Source organism: Streptomyces sp. NPDC006326 (genome assembly GCF_040612915.1).
Taxonomy (GTDB): domain Bacteria; phylum Actinomycetota; class Actinomycetes; order Streptomycetales; family Streptomycetaceae; genus Streptomyces.
This window is the reverse complement of the sequence record NZ_JBEXRC010000043.1, coordinates 41,359-57,350: the sequence shown is the minus strand read 5'-3', so window position 1 is coordinate 57,350 and position 15,992 is coordinate 41,359. Positions and strand designations below refer to the sequence as shown.

Sequence of the window (15,992 nt, the reverse complement as noted above, 5' to 3'; positions counted from 1 at the left end):
AGGGGAAAAGTGGCCCAAGGCCTTGATCTCGCAATGGCATGGTCTACGGGCCATTGCCAACCGTAGGCTGTTGATCATGACTGACGAAACGTCCACCACATCCATGACGTCGGTGCCCGACGAGGTGCTGCTGACCCGCTGTGCGGAGGCCGAGACCTGCTCCGACCCGAGCAGTGTGATGACCCTGCTCGGCGAGTCGGACGGCATCGGCGGTGGTTTCACGAGCTACCGCTCGACTTTCGCCAAGGGGGCGGTGGGCGCACCGGCCCACTTCCACACCAAGGCGACGGAGCTGTTCTTCGTGATCAGCGGATCCCTGCGGGTACTGGTGGGCGAGGAGGTCACCGTCTTGAACGCGGGGGACTTCCTGGCGGTACCGCCGCACACCCCGCACGCCTTCGCCGCGGCCCCAGGCGCCGAGGCGGACGTCCTGTTCGTCTTCACACCGGGCATGGGCCGGTTCGACTACCTGCGCCTGCTGAGCCGTGTGGTGCGTGGCGAGGCTGACCCCAAGGAGATCGCCGAATCCTCGGAACGCTTCGACAACCACTACGTCGACAGCCCCACCTGGCGCGCCGCCCTGGAGGGCTCGGCTTGATCGATTCCATGACCCACGTCCGCGTCGCCAGGCCCTCCCGGGATCTGACCGCCGCAGAGCGCTTCTACGTGGACGGCCTCGGCTCCACGTACTGTGGCGGACCACGGAACGGATCCCGGGCGAGCACGATCTGCTGATGGTGGGCCCGCCCGGCGCGTCATGGCACTTCGACCTGACCCACGACCCCGAGCAGCCGCTGGAACCCTCCCCGACCGTCGACGACCTGTTCGTGGTCTACCTGGGTACCCCCGTGGACGAGGCGCTGGTCCATCGCCTGGTTGCTGCCGGGCGGGGGACGCCGGGTTCCCGCCCACAACCCGTACTGGGATGAGCACGGAGTCACGGTCGCCGACCCTGACGGTTACCGCCTCGTTCTGTGCTCCCGTACCTGGTGCTAGAGGAACTCCAGCTCGTCTGATCCACGCAGGGCCAGGCCGTTTCCTTCAGGCCGCCTCGCTGACCAGAAGAAGATGGCGGCGAGGTAGGCGGTGGCGGTCGTGTCGTAGCGGGTGGCGAGGCCGCGCCACTGCCTGAGCTTGCTGATGCAGCGTTCGCCGGGTGTTCCGCTGCTTGTTGGCCTCGCGGTCGAAGGCCGACGGGCGGCCGTCGAGCCGGCCGAGTCGCTTGCCGTTGGCGGCCTGGTCGGCGGGCTGCGGGATCACTGCCCGATTCCGCGTCGTTGCAGGTGACTGCGGATCGCCCGGGACGAGTGCGCCTTGTCCGCCAGGACCACGTCTGGCGTGACTCTGGGCCGGCCGATTCGCCGTGGCACCCTAAGGGGGTCATGACCTGCTCGAACGCGGGTGCGTCATCGGCCTGGCCCGAGGTGAGCACGAAGGCCGGCGGCCTGCAACGGCTGTTGGCGGCGAGGTGGACCTTGGGGGTCAGTCCGCCGCACGAGCGTCGGAGGGCATGGTCGGCCGGCTCGCCGGCTGGGGCCCTTTGGCGGGCCCCGGCGGCGTGCCGAGGTGCGCGGACGATCGTGGAGTCCACCGCGACGACCCACTCCAAGTCGCCCTCGGCGTCGGCCTGGGCGAGCAGGGGGAGACCAACAAACGGTCAGATCAAAGACGGTTTCAGTGCTGGGCCGGCACCTTCCACTCCTTGCGGGCCCAGTCGTTCAGGGTGGCCAACTGGGGGCGGCGGGCGCGCATCGCCTGCACGTCCGCGAGGAAGCCGACGGAGTCGAACCACTCGAACATGGCGGCCATCTCCTCGCTGAACTGCCGAACCTCCTCGACCGGCTGGGAGCGGAATCGGACGGGGCGGCCGGCGGCTCGGGCGAAGACCTCGGCCATCTGCGGGCCGGTCAGCTCGTCCGAGGCGAGCTCGACGGTGCGGCCGAGGTGCTCGGCGGGGGCGTCGAAGGCATCGGCGGCGAACGTGCCGACATCCTCGGGAGTGATGAACTTCAGGGTGGTCCGCGGGGCGATCGCGAGGGACAAGACGAGTTCGCCGTCGACCCACTGCGGGCCCATGGCGTGGAAGTTGGTGGGGAAGAAGGTCGGGCGCAGGACGGTCGCGGGCAGGCCGAGTTCCGCGATGTACCGCTCGATCTCGCCCTTGCTGGCGAAGTGCGGGACCTTGCCGGGTCGTCCGGCCCCGTCGACGGAGGAGTACACGAAGTGGGCGACGCCGGCGCGGGCGGCCGCGTCGGCGACCGCCCTACCCTGGCGGACCTCGGCCTCGTAGCCGCCCGGGCCGGGCTGCGGCATGGGCTGGACGCTGAAGATGCCGTACGCGCCGCGCGCCGCCGCGTCGAGCGAATCGGGGTGGTCGAGGTCACCGCGGACCAGGACCGCGCCGTGCGCGTGCAGGGCACGGGCCGCGGGCTGCTCCGGGTCGCGGACGAGCGCGCGGACGTCCCAGCCGCGGGAGAGCAGGGCGCGGGCGGTGGCACCGCCCTGCCGGCCGGTGGCTCCGGTGACCAGGATGACGCGGGGGTCGGACATGACAGGCTCCTCGATGACGTGCAGGGGCGGGGCCGGCGGTGCGGCCCCTTCGTGCTGCACGAAAGCCTGCTTCCTCAAGCGGGGTTGAGGTCCAGCTCCTGTGACCGTCATCACGGCCTTGGCGCGGCCCCGGGCGTACGGTTACCGGCGGCCGGCGGTGTCGAGGGCTTCGGCGACCAGCCGCTGGAGATGAACGTCGGTCGCGTAGATGACCCTGCGGCCCTCCTTGCGCGCGGTGACGAGGCCCGACATGGGCAGCCGAGCCAGGTGCCGGCTGACGGCGGGACGGGCGGCGCCGACGGGCCCCACCTCCGGCCGGGGCACCTCCCAGGCGCTGATCGGCGCCTACGTCCTCGCCCGGAGAGCTCGCCGCCCGCGGCGGCGACCACGCGGCCGCCTTCGCCGCCTACGAGCAGCAGTAGGCGCCTTCTGCCGCGGGCCGGATGTAGGGAATGTCCCATGTCCATCACTGCTCTGTGCAGCGGATGTAGTGCAGCTCTCCCATGCCGGTCCAGGGGAACAGCTGGCGCAGGCGGGGTTCGGCGTAGGCAGCTTCGAGCAGCTCGGGACGGACCCGCCCGTCGCCGCGGACCTTCTGCCCCCTGCTTCGGTCAGAGCTTTGCCCGATCGCCGGAGGTCCGTGACCGGCGGGGGCAGGCACGATCCGTTGTCGTAGGGGCATGGCAGAGTGCGCGGTCATGGACATCGACACCTTCTGGAACGTCATTGAAGCCGCGCGGGCTGGGGCGGCGTCAACGGGCGAGCCGTTTGATGAGGTTCTCGTCAACCAGCTCGCGGATAGACCGCGTCAAGAGATCTTGGAGTATGCCGAACGCTTCGACGAGGTGCACGACGCCCTGTATCGCTGGGATGTGTGGGCGGCTGCGTACCTCATCGGGGGCGGGTGCTCCGACGACAGCTTCATGGACTTCCGCGCTGGTGTGATCGCCCTGGGGCGCCAGTGGTACGAGCGGGCGGCCGCCGACCCCGACAGCCTCGCCGGACATCCCGATGTGGTTCAGGCTGCCGGAGTCCACGACGAGGTCCTGTTCTACGAAGACGTGAACTATGCGGCCAGCGGGGCGTTCGAACGAATTACGGGCGATGCAGACGCCTTCTACGAAGCCTGGCGTGGCTTCCACACGGCGAATCCAGAGAACGAGCAGGCGGTTGATATGGGTGAGGATTTCGACTTCGACGACGACAGCGAGATGAGTCGTCGGCTTCCGCGCCTGGCCGCCCTGGTCTTCGGCTCAACCCGCTAAAACAAGGGGCACTGTCCGAGCTTCTTGTTGTTTACGGCTGGGGACGAGCGCCACCCGGCCCGCCGAGCAACGCCTGGTGCGCATCAAGGACTCCGGCCGGCTGCGGCCCCCGTGGGGTGCGGAAGGACGCGACGGTCGCCCCATGGTGCTGACCTCGCCGCGCACCAGACCGGAGGACCCGCCCCGGGCGCCACCCGGCCCGGCCGCCTTCCCCCCGGGTGCACACCCCAGCCGGTCCGCCCATCCCCGCACGGCCACTGACCCGCAGGAGTCCCGGTCCGGCCCCGAACGGCCGCTCTGCCACAGCACCCGGACATACGGCAGTCTGGACCCGGCCAGTACGAGAGACCCGACGGGCGGTGCCCGACCCGCGCGTCGAGGAGATCACCGCCCTGCTCCGCCAGGGACAGCTGACCACCACCGAGGTCGCCGAGCGGTTCGGGGTAGGGGAGCGCACTGCACAGCGGCTGCTTGCCGTGGCCCGCATGCTGCCCGCTACCTGATCCCTGCCGCGGGGCGCCGCCAAGCGGTGCCCTCTCCGTGGACTTTCCCGTCCCTGGCGGGAGACGCCTTCTGCCCCCCGCCTCATCGACCGCCACCTCGCAGCCATGGAAGCCGCCGGCGCCACCGCCACCGTCGACGAGCAGGAGACGGCTGCACTGAGGCGCCGGCCCACGACCCAGGTGGGGACTGGCTGCGACGGCAGGGTGACGGCCGGCGGACCCGTGCGCCGCACGGAGGCCGATTGGTTTCTCGGGCACGACACCGATGGTGCCGGGCGTTGCGGAGCACGGGACGCTTGCGGAGCACGTGAGACCGCGACCAGAGGGGAGGCCGTGGCCCTGAATGCGAGGAGACGGGCGGAGGCAACCTGGAAGGAGAGGACTGCGGGAGTTGGAGGGGACGATGGGCGCGCTTGAGGCAGTTCAGAGCAGGCTGGGGCTGTTTTCGATATCGACGATGCGCCTGTTGTCGACGCGCTGACTGTTGTCGATGCGCGTACTCGTGTCGAGGTCGGAGCTTGAGCCGCAGCGGTTGTTGTCGGCCGACTGCGCGGCGTCGCCGGCGGCGGCGACGCCTCCCTGACCTGTGATGACTCCGGAAGCGTTGTTGCCTCCGTTCGTGCCGGCGAGGACGCCGACCAACTGCCTCACCAGAGAGTTTCCGCCGGAGGCATCGACGAGGGAGACGCTCGTGGGGTTGTTGCATTGAATGACGACGGGGGCGTCGTCCGAGGTGGACGCGGCGGCTGCGGCGCCGGTGGTGAATGCGGCGGTGCCGAGGGCGAGCATGATGACCGAGATCGTACGGACGATCGACTTCACGAGCTTCCTTTCCGGAGGACGCCGCGTTCGACGCCATGGAACCAACCAACTGACTACGGGGGAGCGGCCGCTGCCGTCACCGGCCTTGGCAAGGGTTGCGTATGACGGACAGCGGCCGTGTTCGGAGCGGTTCAGAGCAGGCTGGGGCTGTTGTCGAGCGAGAGGCTGCGGCTGTTGTCGATGCGCTGGCTGTTGTCGATGCGCGTGCTTGCATCGACGTCCGAGCTCTCGCCGCAGCGGTTGTGGCTCGCCGACTGGGCGGCGTCGCCTCCGAGGGCGGTGCCCCCAGAACCCGTATCGACCGCGGAAGCATTGTTGCCGTCGTTCGTACCGCCGAGGACCTCGATCAACTGGCTGACGAGTGAATCTCCGCCGGAGGCATCGACGAGGGAGACATTCGTCGGGTTGTTGCATTGAATGACGACGGGGGCGTCGTCCGAGGTGGACGCGGCGGCTGCGGCGCCGGTGGTGAATGCGGCGGTGCCGAGGGCGAGCATGATGACCGAGATGGTGCGGACGATCGACTTCACGAGCTTTCCTTTCCGGAGGACGCCACGTAGGACGCCATGGAACCAACCACCCGACTCCGGTCACGGTTTCGGGTCGTATGTCCGGTTCGCCCGGCTGCCTCAGTCCGAAAGCCGACGAAGACGGACACACGCCGCACATCATCACTCCTGGCCTTCGATTGCCGGGCAACGGCACACCGGACGGACATTCCGTACTCCTCCCGGGCAAGGGCGAGAGGTGGCCGTCCGGAGGGCGGCCGAGGAGTGCGTGCATGCGGGGGGGGGCGGAGAGGGAGGGGTTGGCCGCAGCACCCTCTGCGATCCAGGGGTCGGCTGAGAAGGGCATCCACGCCCGTACCTGCCAGCCGCCCTCGCTCATCGGGATCTTCGACATGTCGCCGTCGCAGCCTGATGGTCGGGCCGCGCCTTGTGTTTATGGAGTTGCTTCGGCTGGTGGGCGGTGCGCGTCGCTCGTGCGCGCTGCCGCGCTCCGCTCGCCGCCCTAGACCCGGTTGTCCCGGGCCGGGAACGGGTGCTGCCGGCGGAGGTGACGGATGGCTCGGATGGGTGAGGCCGCGGTGGCGCGCTGGCGCCGACGGCATGCCGACTTCTCTGCCCCGGCCGGCGGCACGGAGGGGTCGAGGCCGGGCGGCTCACGTCCCGGTTCCGGCTCGATGACCCGCACCTGGTTCCGGCCGACGAGCCGAGGGGGAGGACCAGTTGTCCGGCTGGTCCACCGATGCGGACGCCGATGCACTGGCCGCCTTGACGGCCGGGGAGTTCGGGGCGTCGGTGGGCCGGCTGACGGCGCCCGGAACGGCTCCGTAGGCGATGCTGGGGGAAGTGGGGGTGATCGAGCGGTCCAGGCCGTCGGCGGCCACCGCACTCGCCTTCCGCGCGGCTCTGGAGGCGATGGCCATGAGCGTCCACACAACCACGGGGATCACCCTGCACCCGGGAACCGCCTTCGTCGGCGAACCACGAGTCGATGGAGCGCCACCGGCGTTCGTCGGGCGCGGCCTGGGCGGGCACGGAGGGAGCGCTCATGCGCGACCCCTATGAAACACGGGCGCTGCGCCTGGCCGCCGCGGTCGTCGTCGTATCACCACTTGGCGATGAGCGGCGTGTCCGGGACCTGCTGCCGCCAGGCCTTGGTGAGGCGGACGAGGCGGGTGGGAGCGGCGATGCCACGCACGGTCGCGATCTTGCCGCCTGCGACATCGAACGTCACGGCGCCGATGACCTGGTCGCCGAGCACGAAGAGAATGGCGGGGGCGCCGTTGACGGACGCGTAGTGGACGGCCGGCGTGCCGCCGGCCAGTCGCCGCTTCGCGGGGGTGGGTTTGAAGCCGGCCCGTACGACCGCGGCGATGCGCCGCGGAGTGTCGTACCGCAGCAGCTTCTCGGCCAGGCCGCCCGCGCCGTCGGAGAACGCAGTCGCGTCGTCGGTGAGCAGCGCCACCAGCTGTTCGGTGCGGCCCGAGGAGGCGGCGGCGAGGAATTCCTCGACGATCCGGCGGGCGGATGCCGGGTCGACATCGCCGCCGCCGCGGCGCGCGGAGGTGACGCGGTGCCGGGCCCGGTGGAGGTGCTGCTGGCTCGCGGACTCGGTGATGTCGAGGATCTCGGCGATCTCTGCGTGGCCATACGCAAATGCTTCGCGCAGAACGTAGACGGCCCGTTCCATGGGGGACAGGCGCTCCATGAGCATCAGTACGGCCAGCGAGACCGATTCACGCTGCTCGAAGGTGTCGGCCGGGCCGAGCAACACGTCGCCGTCGAGAAGTGGTTCGGGCAGCCAGGCACCGGCGGTCCGTTCACGGCGGGCCTGTGCCGAGCGGAGCCGGTCCAGGCACAGGTTGGTGACGACCTTGGTCAGCCACGCCTCCGGCTCCCTGATCCGCTGCCGGTCCGCGGCTTGCCAGTGCAAGAACGCGTCCTGGACCGCGTCTTCCGCGTCGGTGGCGGAGCCCAGCAGCCGGTACGCCAGCGAGGCCAGCCGGCTGCGGCCGGCCTCGAACCGGCTGACGTCGAAGCGATCAGTGGCAGCGCTGTCCATGCGGGCCACCCTAAGACGCTCCGTTTCCCGTGGTGCGGGCACGTCCGGCACTCGGCAGGTGCTGTGGGGGCCGGACCGTCGCGGGCATGGCCGGCGTCGCGGCGGGGTCTGCGACCGTGGCGGTGGGACGGTGGCGGAGCTTGCCGGCCAGGCACAGTGCCAGGCCCAGGGTGAGCCACATCGCCAGGACGGTGGCGGAGGGGGTGGCGCCGCGGCCCTTGAAGAAGGCGGTGAAGCGCAGCAGCTGGCCACCGGCCCCGGGCGGTAGCAGTTGGTGGGTGGCGGCGCCGAGGCCGAAGCCGACGTACCCGAGCAGTGACACGAGACCGATGATGGTCAGGGAGGTGGCCGCGATGGCCAGGCGGTCATCGGCCGGCAGCGGTATGAGGTCGCGGGCGGCGACAGCGGTGCGGGATCCGTCGGTCTGGCTGAGGCCGGTCGCGATGCCGTTCAGGCCCTGGGCGACGGCGGTGCTCCCGGCGGACGCGGTGATGACCACCTGTTCGGTGTCGGCGGTGTCGGCGGCCTCGGTGATCTCGAAGCCGTCGCGAAGCCGTTGGTCGAGTACGGGAGTGATTCGCTTGAGGGTGGCAGCGGGCCCGGCGACGGCGATCGGCACGCCATGTACCGACGAGCGCACCGACGGCCAGGCAAAGGCGGTGAGCAGCAGGCTGATGGTCACCGTGAGCAAGGCGACCGCTCTGGCCACGGTCGGCCAGGGCGACGCGCCGGCTGCGGGCGCGGCATGAGTGGACATGGCTTCTCCTTGGGAGGAGGGAGTTCATCGCCGGGGGAGCGGAAGTCGCAGGTCCGATGCCGGAGCGGCCGGGGCCCGGGTGGATCACCATATGGACCAGGTAGGCGGGGGACGCGGTTACGCGTTCGCCTTCTGGGCAGGAGACGCGTCCGGCGCAGCGGCCAGGCGGTGCTTGCGCTTGGGGAGGCCGAAGGTCGGATGCTCGCTGGCCCACAGGGACATCCTGACGATGCCCGCCTTGATCCGTGCGGCCTTCCGGCCGCCCATGTACTTGGGCTTCGCCTGACCCTGGTCGTCGACCATCTGCAGGATCCCGTCCCGCCGCCCGAGGCTGATGTGGTTGCCGACGTACTCCAGCTTGGTGTGGGCGGTCTTGCGGCCGGTCAGGCGTCCCACGATCGCGTCCGTGGCCTGTCGGCCGGTGTAGCCGGCCGAGGCGCAGGACATCGGCAACGGCCGGCCGTTGTCGCCGATGGCGTAGGCGCTGTCGCCGGCGGCGTACACGTTCGGGTGCGAGACCGACCGCATGGTGCGGTCGACGACGATCCGACCGTTGTCGGCGACCTCCAGCCCGCTCGCGGCGGCGATGGGACTGACCGCGAACCCGGCCGTCCACACGGTCGCGTCGGACGCCAGGGCGGTGCCGTCGGCGCACAGTATGCGCGTGGCTTCGACGGCTGTGACGCCGGTGTGCTCCAGGACGGTGATGCCGAGGCGGTCGCAAGCCCGGCGCAGGTGGCTGCGGGCTCCGGCGGAGAGCGGGGCACCCAGCTCGCCGCGGGCGACCAGCGTCACCGACAGGCCGGGCCGGGATTCGGCGATCTCGGTGGCGGTCTCGATGCCGGTCAACCCGTCGCCGACGACCAGCACGTTTCCGCCTTCGTCCCGCCTGCTCAGGCTGTCCAGGCGCTCGCGCAGGCGCAGCGCGGAGGGCCGGGTGGCGACGTCGAAGTCGTATTCGGCCGCGCCGGGGACGCGGTGTCCGGCGCCGTGGCTGCCGAGCGCGTAGAGAAGCGTGTCGTAGCCGAGCGCGCCGCCACCGCCTGCGTCGGCCACTGCGACGACCCGGCGCTCGGGGTCGACGGTCGTGACACGGGCCAGGCGCAGCTGTACCCCTGTGCGCGCGAAGACGTCGGCGAGCCTCGGAGCCTCGATCTCCTGGCCGGCCGCGAGCTGGTGCAAGCGCAGCCGCTGAACGAAGTCCGGCTCGGCGTTGACGACGGTGATCTCGGCGTCCGCCGGCGACAGCCGACGGGCCAGGGTCCCGGCCACGTAAACCCAGGCGTAGCCGGCGCCAAGGACGACGATGCGGTGCTTCATGTCTCGCTCCTGTCGGTTCGCTTGTCTTCGGTGACTTGAGCGGGACAGCGACCCGATTCCTGACAGGAATCGGATGTGACGTGGATCACCGAGCGGCAGTGGGCGCTGCGAGGCCGGTTCGCCGGGCCGGTCGCATGGTCGACGAAGCCCGGAAGTCCCTCAGTGCATGCGTCCCGGGCGCGGGCGCGTCCGGCAGCTCCTTGCGCCGCTCCTCGGGCTCCCCGGTGCGCAGGGCTTTGCGTTGCTGGTGCACCCACCGCCCGAGAGGGAAGTCCTTCGTTACGCCGCCCTCGGTCTCGGTGTCGTACGGGACGCCGTACAGGCCGGTGATCCCGTTGACCCGCCACCGGATGAGGGCCTGGAGGACTCCAGCCACACCGGCTGTCGGGCCGGTTGACCCGGGTGCGCAGGAAGGCTGCGATGGTGGCGGCGTCGCGCGGGCTGCAGAAGTGCAGCAGCACCGACTCGGCTGCCGTCGCCGCCGGGCGAGGATCTCGGGGTCGGCCGCGCCGCCCTCCTGCCGTAAACCATTCCCGCGGACCAAACCACGCCCTAGACTGCGACCGCTCCAAGATCTGGCGATCATCGGGAGGGCGTGCGAGATGAACCGAGCACTGATCAGCACATTCGCGGCCGTGGCGTTAGTCGTGGCCGGGGGGAGTGTCGCCACCGCTGCCGACGGAGCTCCCCCGCGCACCACACACGGCCCTTGCCAGTACACACAGACCCCAGACGAGCCGCCGGCGCGCTCTGTTCCGCTGCCGCCCGACCCGCGGCGCACCCCCAGTCGTGGCACGGTTGATATGGCTGTTCCGACCAGCCAGGGCCCGCTCACGCTGCACTTGGACCGGGCCAAGGCGCCGTGCACGGTCCAGAGTTTCCTGCACCTGGCACGGCATGGGTTCTACGACCGCACGGTGTGCCACCGTCTGACGGCGTATCCGACGCTGAAGGTCCTGCAGTGTGGCGACCCGACCGGTACCGGTGAGGGCGGCCCCGGGTACAAGTACAAGGACGAGCTGCCGGTGGACCTGCCGCCGGCACCGACCGATCCGACCGGCGCGCGCCGTCTCTACGGGCGCGGCCTGCTGGCGATGGCCAACGCCGGTCCGGACACGAACGGTTCACAGTTCTTCGTCGTGTACGGCGACTCTGCGCTGCGACCGAACTACACGGTGTTCGGCACGGTCGGCGCCGACGGCCTGACGACACTCGACAAAGTCGCCGCCGGAGGTATCGAGCCGACCGTGGAGGACCCGGCACCCGTCGACGGCACACCCGTGCTGCGCACTGAGCTGCTCCGCGTCCGGCCGTCCTGCCGGCATTGACGCACCGCGGCGTGGCACGTCCTCGATGAGCGTGCCTGGCGCCTGTGGCCGCCCCAGGCGGACTACGCCGACCGGGTGAAGCGTCTGGGGGGCCTTGACCCCAATTGAACACGCCTATGCGGCTTCGGCCAGGGTAGTTGTTGTCGGTGGCAGCGCGTTTTCGTAGGCGATCGGAGATCGTTGACCGAGGCGGGAGTGCCGGCGTCGGGTGTTGTACCGGGCCAGCCGGCGGAAGGCGTCGAGTCGCGCCTCGCGCTCGCTCGACCAGGCCTTCCGACCCTTGAGCGTCTCCCTTTTGAAGGCCGCGTTGAACAACTCGGCGCGCGCTGGACCCGATGGCGCCCGTGCTCTGCCGGGCCTCTGCGACCTACAGATCTCAGCGAAGGCCCTGCCCGTGTGTCCGGACGCGGGACATCTCCGGCGAGTCGTGCTTGCACGTGCTCGCGGAGCGGGTCGCTCCCGACCAGCTTGGCCGTCTTGGGACGTTGGGCCATCAGCTCGGCCTTCCACTGCGCGACGTAAGCCCGATGCTCGATCGAGCCTGCCGCCGCGGGTGGCCGCGCGGCGCAGTTCCCGGAAAACGATCGAGGGATGGTGGCCGAGCCGCCGGGCGATCTGCCTCACCCCTGCCTCGTGAGCCCTCCGCAGGGCGATGTCCTCACGCTCTGCAAACCGGGGTCAAGGCCCGTTCTCTACGTGGCCCGGACCGGTATTGCCTGGCGCTACCTCCCGCACGATTTCCCGCCCCACACCACGGTCTACGGATACGTCAAGGAGTGGGAGCGAGACGGCCCGTTCGCGGTGGACCAGAGCCCGGCCTAGCCTGAGAAGTGCATGCGGTCATGGCGACAGCAAGAACGGGTCCACACCCGGTCCCTGCAGACGGCCCTATCCGAGTCCGGTCAGGGCGCGCTTACCGCATTCCATTCAACTGTTCACGCTTGAGTGTTCGTCGCCCCACGAAGGGCGGGTGCGGCGGCCGCCAACCACCTGAAGGTGAAAGCGCCATGTCCCACACCGCGCGAAGGATCTCGCGAACCGCGATCTGCTTCGGTTTCGCGGCCGCCTGCCTCCTGCCCGGCCCGAGCACGGCCGAAGCGGCGGCGCCGACGACTCCAGTCGATCGAGGCTTTTTCCAGATCAGGGCCAGGCACTCCGACATGTGCCTGGACGTGGCCTGGGCCAGCTACGACAACGCTGCCCGGATCCTGCAAGCGACCTGCGGAGGGGGACACAACCAACAGTGGCGCCTTGTGCCGCAAGGCGACGGCCAAAGTTTCAAGATCCAGGCCAGGCACTCCAACATGTGCCTGGACGTCGCCTGGGGCAGCCGTCAGCACGGCGCCCCCGTGGTGCAGGCGAACTGCTCGGGCGGCAGTAATCAGGTGTGGTCGTTCGTACAGCCGAGGGGCAGGAGGCCGCTGGTCAACAGCTCAATCGGCGTTGTGCCCCAAATCGGTAACAGTGTCGCCATTGTTGCGTCCCACAGCGGCATGGTCCTGGACGTCAAGAACGCCAGCCAGAAGCACGCAGCCGAGGTAGTTCAGGCAAACCTGGGAGCTGGCACTCAACCCGCTCTCAACCAGCAGTGGCGCTTCGTAAGGCCGCCAGCCGGATAGCCCAACCGAGGCGCCGCCCGAGGGCACTCTCGGGCGGCCACCCCTTCACCGGGGTATTGCAAGCGCCTGCGCAGCCTGGCGCAGATTTTCCGTGGGGTGCCGCACGCGCCGTTGCCCGGGCAGCCGGTCAGTGGGCCCAGGGGCGGGCTCGCTCGCCGACGTGCAGGTCATCCACTGACACGAAAGCGAGAGATCGCAGGCAGGCCGCAGGCGGGCTGCGGGTGCTTCTCGCGGCGTGGCGGTGGGCGCGGGTCTGGTCCTGCCGGGCGGACGTCGGCTGCGGGTTGTGGTCGCGGGTGGTGGTGGAGGCCGGCGACCCGGAGGCGGTGCGCGCGGGCACTTACCCCAACGGCGACTACTACCTCCACCTCACTCATGACCTGCGCCTGGGCACCTTCGGGCATCCCTGGGAGCAGACCCTGACCGTCTGGGGATCCTCGCTGCTCACAGCCGTCCAGGCAGAGCTGAGCACCTGCTCGGGGAACCGGTCAGGCGCCGGGACTGAGCGACGCAGGTCCGCGGCCTTGCTCAACGCTCGGACACGAGACCACAGCAGCGCCTTGAGCGGCCCCCACGGGGAGCACGCCCTTCCAGGCAGGCGACGTCGAGGCCAAGGCCCAGGCCACTGGGGCAGACCCGGACTACGGTAAGACCGTCAACCTCAGCGAGGTCGCGACAATGAAGCTGGTCCGCGTCAAAAGCTGACGTGCATGTCAGTCGATCGTGCCCGCTTGGGCTTCTCGCCCAGGCGAGAACAGTTGCGTGAGCTGGTCCAGAGCGCACCCGAGCTTGCCGCAGCCTGATTCCCCGACCCGCTGCGCCCTGGTCTCCGCCGCTGCCAACTCCGCAGCAAAGAGGGACACCCCAGGATCCCCCATGCGCCTCTCCCAGGCCCGGTACCGTGGTCGGGAAACACACTTGGAGGAGCCCATGAGCGCGCAGCCCGAACACGCGCCCGCACCACCCCCGGCGCCCGCCCCCACCGCGGCTGCGGAGCTCCTTGCCCGGGTCCGGGAAGACCCCCGGGCCCCGCAGTGGGTGCCGGCGTTCGAGCGGGACTGGACACAGGCACTGGAAGACGCCCGGCACAGCTACAGCCTCACTCCCCTCCACCAGGTCGTCCGCGCCTGGAAGGCGCGCCTGGCAGCCGCCTCGGCGGTCGATGCCTTCATCGCCTCCGGGCTGGACGACTCCGACGGCATCGGCCTGGAAGACGTTCTGGGCGCACGCCCGTGAGCGCGTGGCCGGCCCGGCTCTCCCCGCAGGCCGCGAAAGTGCTTACCGGGCTTCCTGAGCATGCGGTGGAGATGGTCCGCGATGTCCTGGACCTTGCCTCCCGCGACCCGTGGTCGTTTCCGGCGTTCGACAGCCGTGACCCCGAAGGCGAGGACATCCGGTCCGCCTCTGTCGGGCAGCTGACAACCGTCTACTTCATCAACCGGCCCAGCGGCCGCCTGTACGTTATCGACATCGTCTGGCTCGGCTGACCGCGCTGCGTGCGTGCGAGAGTCCCACCGTGATCACCAGGGCGGAACCGCAATTCGCCTGCGGCCCGGTGTAGGTCCTCGGGCTGCTCGGTGTCATCGAGGTCATCGAGCCAACCTTCCCACTCGGCCCTCGGCGATACGGTCCAGCAGTTGTCGCGGATTTCCACCGGCTGGAGCTTCAGCGGTTTGGCGCGCTGGGGGGACGGTCGCGACTGTGCGCGACCGTCCCCGTCTGGTGTGGCTTCGTCGTTTAGGTTGTGCGGCTCCGGCCCGGGCTGTGGCCGGTTTAGTTGAGGACGGGGCCGGAGGGGGTGGTCGGGGTGTGATGACGATGTCGTCGATGTTGCCGGGGCTGGGGCAGTTGTCCTGGTGGCATCGGGCGCAGGGGCCGGTCTGGCTGGGAGCCCAGGTGACGGGCTGCGGTCTGTCGGCGGGGACGGGGGAGGTCATGGTGCGCTCCTCGGTTCGGTTGAACCCTCCTATTGCATGTCGATTTCTGAGCTAGTGCCTCACCCACCATCACCCCAGGTCATGGGCCTGTGTCGTACATGTCCGGGTCGCCCGTCAGGCCGCGGCCCGGCCGAGGCGAGGAGGCGTGGCGAGGTGGTGTTCAGGCCGCCGGTCGAGCCGATGCTGGCGCAGGCCGCAGAGTCGGTGCCCGCCCCGGGCGTGCTCGGGGTCTGTTGGGTTTGAGCGGAAGTTCAACGGGTTCCGGGCGCTCATCTTCACGTCGGCTGGCCCGGGTGGGCGGGTCCTGCTCCAGAGTCGGCGCGGAGCCCTGATCCAGGACCGGTTCCCTGACCTGGTGGCGCCGCCGTCGGGCAGCTGGGCGGCTTGGTCCTCGACGGCGAGTTCCTCGTGTGGGATCCGCAGACCGGACACCTGAGTTTCGAGGAGTTGCAGCGCCGGGTTGCTGCCCGCGGCAGGAGCGCACGCGGGCTTGCCTCGGTGTTGCCGGCGTTCTTCGTCGTGTTCGACGTCCTGCAGTGCGACGGCGTGGAGCTGCTTGCCCGGCCCTACGCCGAGCGCGGCGGATCCTGGAAGACGTCTTCGACGTCCACGAGCTGACTGCACCGTGGACGCTGTGCCCCATGACCATGGATCCTGCAAAAGCCCGGGAGTGGCTGGAGGACTGGACGGACGTGTCCGGAGTCGAGGGCATCGTCGTCAAGGGCCCGAACCAGCGCTACCTGCCCGGCATGCGCGGCTGGTACGAGATCCGCCGCAGGGACACCACCGAAGCCGTGATCGGCGCGATCACCGGCACCGTGGCTCGCCCGCAGCTCAAACGGCTGCGCCTGAATGTGACGGTGGAGGGCGTTCCCAGGTTCGGCCAGGGGCCGACTTCGGCAGTCGGCTAAGCAGTCGTTGTCTCATTCGGTCGCCATCGGGCTGCTGCAGCGATGGACGCTGAATCCACTCCTCTTAAGCGGGCGCGGCAGCGGTGTATACGCCGGTCGTCTAGGCGGTGCCTTCCGGATCATGCCGGATCAGCCCGCCCTGACGTCCGACCGAGCCAGCGTCACCCCCCGGGGGTGACGCCGGTGCACGCCCACGCACCCGCCGGACGGCGCCTGCGAGCGACGCCGAGCACGCCCCGGCGGGATTCCGGCTGCCGCGTTGGATCCCGTCTTCGGCCCTGCGCCGACGCGCTCAACCCGTGCTGGACGACTGGCAGTTCGGCGTCAACCCGTGCGAGCCCCGGCCCCGACGGCCGGCGGTGCGCTCCGCCGCGCCCACCGCCAGGACGCCGGCGGCAGGCCCACGCACTGC

The 15,992-nt window shown here is 70.1% G+C and carries 18 protein-coding genes and 7 pseudogenes; 12 read left to right on the top strand and 13 right to left on the bottom strand.

Going from position 1 to position 15,992, the window contains the following annotated elements; genetic code table 11:
• Nucleotides 1–76 precede the first annotated feature (76 nt).
• Together ABZ128_RS27815 and ABZ128_RS27810 are read left to right on the top strand one after the other, a co-directional pair.
• Nucleotides 77–598, top strand: coding sequence for a cupin domain-containing protein (locus ABZ128_RS27815; protein ID WP_356851670.1), 522 nt, complete (start codon nt 77–79; stop codon nt 596–598).
• 8 nt (nt 599–606) lie between these two features.
• A pseudogene (locus ABZ128_RS27810) lies at nt 607–996 on the top strand (VOC family protein).
• A gap of 83 nt (nt 997–1,079) precedes the next feature.
• Here ABZ128_RS27810 and ABZ128_RS27805 read toward each other — a convergent pair.
• The 4 genes and pseudogenes from ABZ128_RS27805 to ABZ128_RS27790 all read right to left on the bottom strand — a co-directional run.
• Nucleotides 1,080–1,639: pseudogene (locus ABZ128_RS27805) on the bottom strand (IS5 family transposase); the annotation flags it as partial.
• A 35-nt stretch (nt 1,640–1,674) separates the two neighbouring features.
• The gene (locus ABZ128_RS27800) at nt 1,675–2,550 is read right to left on the bottom strand and encodes an NmrA/HSCARG family protein (protein ID WP_356851669.1); all 876 of its coding nucleotides are present in this window, start codon (nt 2,548–2,550) and stop codon (nt 1,675–1,677) included.
• A gap of 141 nt (nt 2,551–2,691) precedes the next feature.
• Nucleotides 2,692–2,847: pseudogene (locus tag ABZ128_RS27795) on the bottom strand (helix-turn-helix domain-containing protein); the annotation flags it as partial.
• 169 nt (nt 2,848–3,016) lie between these two features.
• Complete coding sequence (locus tag ABZ128_RS27790; protein ID WP_356851694.1) at nt 3,017–3,232, bottom strand: DUF6193 family natural product biosynthesis protein; 216 nt, start codon at nt 3,230–3,232, stop codon at nt 3,017–3,019.
• Between the two features lie 16 nt (nt 3,233–3,248).
• Here ABZ128_RS27790 and ABZ128_RS27785 point away from each other — a divergent pair, with 16 nt between their 5' ends.
• Nucleotides 3,249–3,815 carry a DUF4240 domain-containing protein gene (locus tag ABZ128_RS27785; protein ID WP_356851667.1) on the top strand — a complete coding sequence of 189 codons (567 nt, stop codon included), beginning with the start codon at nt 3,249–3,251 and terminating at the stop codon, nt 3,813–3,815.
• A 359-nt stretch (nt 3,816–4,174) separates the two neighbouring features.
• Entirely contained in the window at nt 4,175–4,318 is a 144-nt protein-coding gene (locus ABZ128_RS27780) for a hypothetical protein (RefSeq protein ID WP_356851665.1), read from the top strand.
• A gap of 423 nt (nt 4,319–4,741) precedes the next feature.
• Here the strand turns inward: ABZ128_RS27780 and ABZ128_RS27775 are convergent, their stop codons facing one another.
• The 7 genes and pseudogenes from ABZ128_RS27775 to ABZ128_RS27745 all read right to left on the bottom strand — a co-directional run.
• Nucleotides 4,742–5,140: a hypothetical protein gene (locus tag ABZ128_RS27775; protein WP_356851664.1), complete on the bottom strand. Its 399-nt coding sequence runs from the start codon at nt 5,138–5,140 to the stop codon at nt 4,742–4,744.
• A 131-nt stretch (nt 5,141–5,271) separates the two neighbouring features.
• Nucleotides 5,272–5,670 carry a hypothetical protein gene (locus tag ABZ128_RS27770; RefSeq protein WP_356851662.1) on the bottom strand — a complete coding sequence of 133 codons (399 nt, stop codon included), beginning with the start codon at nt 5,668–5,670 and terminating at the stop codon, nt 5,272–5,274.
• Nucleotides 5,671–6,302: 632 nt separating this feature from the next.
• On the bottom strand, nt 6,303–6,587 hold the full coding sequence (locus ABZ128_RS27765; RefSeq protein WP_356851660.1) for a hypothetical protein: 285 nt from the start codon (nt 6,585–6,587) through the stop codon (nt 6,303–6,305).
• A 164-nt stretch (nt 6,588–6,751) separates the two neighbouring features.
• A complete protein-coding gene (locus tag ABZ128_RS27760; protein ID WP_356851658.1) occupies nt 6,752–7,708 on the bottom strand; it encodes a sigma-70 family RNA polymerase sigma factor in 957 nt (318 codons plus the stop codon).
• A 10-nt stretch (nt 7,709–7,718) separates the two neighbouring features.
• A complete protein-coding gene (locus ABZ128_RS27755; protein ID WP_356851657.1) occupies nt 7,719–8,465 on the bottom strand; it encodes a hypothetical protein in 747 nt (248 codons plus the stop codon).
• 117 nt (nt 8,466–8,582) lie between these two features.
• Entirely contained in the window at nt 8,583–9,785 is a 1,203-nt protein-coding gene (locus ABZ128_RS27750; RefSeq protein ID WP_356851655.1) for an FAD-dependent oxidoreductase, read from the bottom strand.
• A 181-nt stretch (nt 9,786–9,966) separates the two neighbouring features.
• Nucleotides 9,967–10,258 (bottom strand): annotated as a pseudogene (locus ABZ128_RS27745) (helicase associated domain-containing protein); the annotation flags it as partial.
• 330 nt (nt 10,259–10,588) lie between these two features.
• Here ABZ128_RS27745 and ABZ128_RS27740 point away from each other — a divergent pair.
• Nucleotides 10,589–11,113: a peptidylprolyl isomerase gene (locus ABZ128_RS27740; RefSeq protein ID WP_356851692.1), complete on the top strand. Its 525-nt coding sequence runs from the start codon at nt 10,589–10,591 to the stop codon at nt 11,111–11,113.
• A gap of 114 nt (nt 11,114–11,227) precedes the next feature.
• On the opposite strand, the pseudogene ABZ128_RS27735 reads toward ABZ128_RS27740, so the two are convergent.
• Both ABZ128_RS27735 and ABZ128_RS27730 read right to left on the bottom strand, forming a co-directional pair.
• Nucleotides 11,228–11,440: pseudogene (locus tag ABZ128_RS27735) on the bottom strand (integrase core domain-containing protein); the annotation flags it as partial.
• An 83-nt stretch (nt 11,441–11,523) separates the two neighbouring features.
• Nucleotides 11,524–11,785: pseudogene (locus tag ABZ128_RS27730) on the bottom strand (helix-turn-helix domain-containing protein); the annotation flags it as partial.
• A 15-nt stretch (nt 11,786–11,800) separates the two neighbouring features.
• Between ABZ128_RS27730 and ABZ128_RS27725 the strand changes: the two are divergent.
• From ABZ128_RS27725 to ABZ128_RS27695, 7 genes and pseudogenes are all read left to right on the top strand, one after another.
• A pseudogene (locus tag ABZ128_RS27725) lies at nt 11,801–11,902 on the top strand (transposase); the annotation flags it as partial.
• A 218-nt stretch (nt 11,903–12,120) separates the two neighbouring features.
• The gene (locus tag ABZ128_RS27720) at nt 12,121–12,732 is read left to right on the top strand and encodes an RICIN domain-containing protein (protein WP_356851654.1); all 612 of its coding nucleotides are present in this window, start codon (nt 12,121–12,123) and stop codon (nt 12,730–12,732) included.
• Nucleotides 12,702–13,382, top strand: coding sequence for a DUF2716 domain-containing protein (locus ABZ128_RS27715; RefSeq protein WP_356851652.1), 681 nt, complete (start codon nt 12,702–12,704; stop codon nt 13,380–13,382). The genes ABZ128_RS27720 and ABZ128_RS27715 overlap by 31 nt, the downstream gene beginning before the upstream one ends.
• Before the next feature lie 280 nt (nt 13,383–13,662).
• A complete protein-coding gene (locus ABZ128_RS27710; RefSeq protein ID WP_356851650.1) occupies nt 13,663–13,968 on the top strand; it encodes a DUF6247 family protein in 306 nt (101 codons plus the stop codon).
• A complete protein-coding gene (locus tag ABZ128_RS27705; RefSeq protein ID WP_356851649.1) occupies nt 13,965–14,219 on the top strand; it encodes a hypothetical protein in 255 nt (84 codons plus the stop codon). Before ABZ128_RS27710 ends, ABZ128_RS27705 begins: the two co-directional genes overlap by 4 nt.
• Before the next feature lie 834 nt (nt 14,220–15,053).
• Nucleotides 15,054–15,287 carry a hypothetical protein gene (locus ABZ128_RS27700; protein ID WP_356851647.1) on the top strand — a complete coding sequence of 78 codons (234 nt, stop codon included), beginning with the start codon at nt 15,054–15,056 and terminating at the stop codon, nt 15,285–15,287.
• A gap of 23 nt (nt 15,288–15,310) precedes the next feature.
• Entirely contained in the window at nt 15,311–15,580 is a 270-nt protein-coding gene (locus ABZ128_RS27695; protein ID WP_356851646.1) for a hypothetical protein, read from the top strand.
• Nucleotides 15,581–15,992 lie beyond the last annotated feature (412 nt).